Source organism: Streptosporangium sp. OZ121, assembly GCF_051918885.1.
Taxonomy (GTDB): domain Bacteria; phylum Actinomycetota; class Actinomycetes; order Streptosporangiales; family Streptosporangiaceae; genus Streptosporangium.
On sequence record NZ_JBPXMC010000075.1, the window covers coordinates 1 to 2,689 of the forward strand.

At 66.3% G+C, this 2,689-nt stretch carries 2 protein-coding genes; one reads left to right on the forward strand and one right to left on the reverse strand.

What is annotated here, in order from left to right; all coding sequences use genetic code 11:
• Window positions 1-276: 276 nt before the first annotated feature.
• Window positions 277-777, reverse strand: a complete 501-nt coding sequence (locus tag ACTOQ1_RS42735; protein ID WP_440074311.1) for a GNAT family N-acetyltransferase — start codon at window positions 775-777, stop codon at window positions 277-279.
• Window positions 778-1,010: 233 nt separating this feature from the next.
• Between ACTOQ1_RS42735 and ACTOQ1_RS42740 the strand changes: the two genes are divergently transcribed.
• Window positions 1,011-2,657 (forward strand): IS1182 family transposase, encoded by a 1,647-nt coding sequence (locus ACTOQ1_RS42740; protein WP_440074313.1) that lies wholly within the window; start codon window positions 1,011-1,013, stop codon window positions 2,655-2,657.
• The last annotated feature ends 32 nt before the right edge of the window (window positions 2,658-2,689 follow it).

A 2,689-nucleotide genomic window follows, 5' to 3' on the forward strand; every position in this document is an offset into this window, starting at 1 on the left:
GTGGACGCTGTTGGTAAATCCCGGGCTTGCGTGATGATGGCCTGCGCGACCCTGTTTGGGTTGCGCAGGCCGTCGTCGTGTTCATGAGACTTTTCTCGACATTTGGCCCCTTGGGCAGGGAAGATGACCCGCGATCATGGCCGGGATTCGGCAGCGCTGCGACCCTCAGTTACGGATGGCGGCTCTCAGGTCACTGGCGTCTCGCGATCTTCCTGACGTAGAGGCGGAGCACGCTCACCACCGGCCCCGTCGGGCACGTTTCCGTTTGATACCTGATCAGGCGGTGGTGAAGGAGATCCACACGTCAGGGGGAATGTTGGACCGGTTCGGTACTGGCTGGCGTTCCTCTGTCCATGCGTCACCAGCGATCTCGGTGGCGACGCGCCGCCAGAACGCGACGGCCGCTGTGTTCGAGTCCTGGAAGGCGATCTTCCACGGGCCGGGATGCCGGAAGATGACTTCCCGCACAACGTTCATCCCGATTCCGGCTCGGCGCGCGCCGCGTACCACGAAGAAGCTGTTCAGCACGCGCGTCGAGCCGGATAGCGCGCGCACGAACGAGAACCCGACAGGCCGGTCGCCGCTGGTGAACAGGTAGGCCGCCCAGTCCTCGTCCTCGAACGCCGAGCGCAGCCGGTCGCTGTGATAGGTGGCGTCGGGGCTGGGCAGCCCGCCCTGGAACTCCGCCATGTCGTGACGGAACATGAGCCAGAGCCGTTCGATGGTGGGGCGGTCCGCAGCGCTGATGGGCCGCACGGTTGCTTGAAAAGTGGTCATACAAACACCTTCCGGCCGGAAGCAACATCCGGCCGGGAAGGTAAAGCTAACAGATCCCGATCACGGCGTGACACCCGTGACTCCCGTGATGACCAGTAGAGCGCTCTGACCACCCCGGGCCACCTTGGATGAAAGATTGGTGCCACGTTGCCTGAAAACCTGAGCGACTCAGGCCAGGTCAGCTGTCGAAGCGATGCCATGTGGCGAGGAAAGTCTCAGTTCAGGGGTGGGTTTTGTCGTTGCGCGGGGTGGAACTGGAGGAGATCCCAGAGGAGACCGTGCGGGTGGCACGTGCGGTGTTTCCGAAGGGCTGTCTGGCGATGCGGATACGGGACGCGCTCGGTCCGATCTTCGCCGATTCGCAGTTCGAGCAGTTGTTCTCGGTGCGAGGGCGGCCGGTGGTGTCACCGGCCCGGTTGGCGCTGGTGTCGGTGTTGCAGTTCGCGGAAGGGCTGACTGACCGGCAGGCCGCGCACGCGGTCCGCTCACGCCTGGACTGGAAGTACGCCTTATCGCTGGAACTGACTGATACCGGGTTCGACTTCTCCGTGCTCAGTGAGTTTCGTGCCCGGCTGGTCGACGGCGATGCGGGCCGGGCCGTGTTCGACGCGGTGCTGGCCGCGGCGGTTGGGGCCGGACTGCTCAAGCCGGGCAGGCGGCAACGCACGGATGCCACCCATGTCCTGGCTGCGACTAAGGACTTGAACCGGCTGGAGTTCGTGGTCGAGACGCTGCGGGCCGCGCTGAACCAGATCGCCGAGGTGGCCGAGAACTGGCTGGTGGCCTTGGCGGCGCCGGAATGGTTCGATCGTTACTCGGCCCGGCCGGAAGAGAGCCGTTTCCCCTCTCGGTGGGCCGCCCGCGTCGAGCACGGCGACCAGTGCGGAGCTGACGGAATGGTGCTGCTGGAAGCTGTCTGGTCGGCCCCGGCGCCGCCTGGCCTGCGGCATCTGCCGGCGGTGGAGTTCTTGCGACAGACGTGGCTGCAGCAGTTCCAGCACGTCGATGGTGTCGTGCGCTGGCGTGAGCCGAAGGATCTTCCACCCGGCCTGATTCGTTTGCGCACCCCGTATGAACCCGAGGCGAGAACCGGGGCGAAGCGGGACCTGGCCTGGTCCGGCTACAAGGTCCACCTGAGTGAGACCTGTGAGCCCGACACTCCGCACCTGATCACGCATGTCCACACCACCCCGGCGCCGGTCAACGACGACGCGGTCCTGCAAGACATTCACTGCGCCCTGGCCGAGCGGGCACTGGTGCCGGACGAGCACCTGGTAGACGCTGGATACATCGATGCCGAGCAGATCCACCACGCCCGCCGCGACCACAGCATCAACCTCGTCGGACCGGTCGGCAAGAACACCAACCGGCACCAGGCCAGCGGCGACTTCTTCGACAGCACCCGCTTCACCATCGACTGGGACCAGCGCCAGGCCACCTGTCCCGGCGGCCAGGCCAGCGTTCAGTGGCGCGAAGCCCAAAGCCACCGGGGCACCCCGGTCACCCGCGTCCGTTTCGCCGCCCGGCACTGCGGCCCTTGCCAACTGCGGTCCTCGTGCACCGACTCACAGACCGGCCGCAACCTGACCTTGCGGCCGAAGATCGAGCACGACATCCTCCAGAAAGCCCGCCCCGAGCAGGACACCGACCACTGGCGTCGCCGTTACGGGCACCGCGCCGGCGTCGAAGGCACCATCTCGCAGGCCGTCCAGGCGTTCGGCCTTCGCAGATCCCGCTACCGCGGTCTCGCCAAAACCCGGCTGCAACACCACCTCACCGGCGCCGCCATCAACCTCGCCCGCCTCGACGCCTGGCTCACCGGTGCACCCCTCGCCCGCACCCGAACCTCACCCTTCGCAGCCCTCCGCCCCGTTGGATGAGATCCAACGGGGCGGAATTAACCAACAGCGTC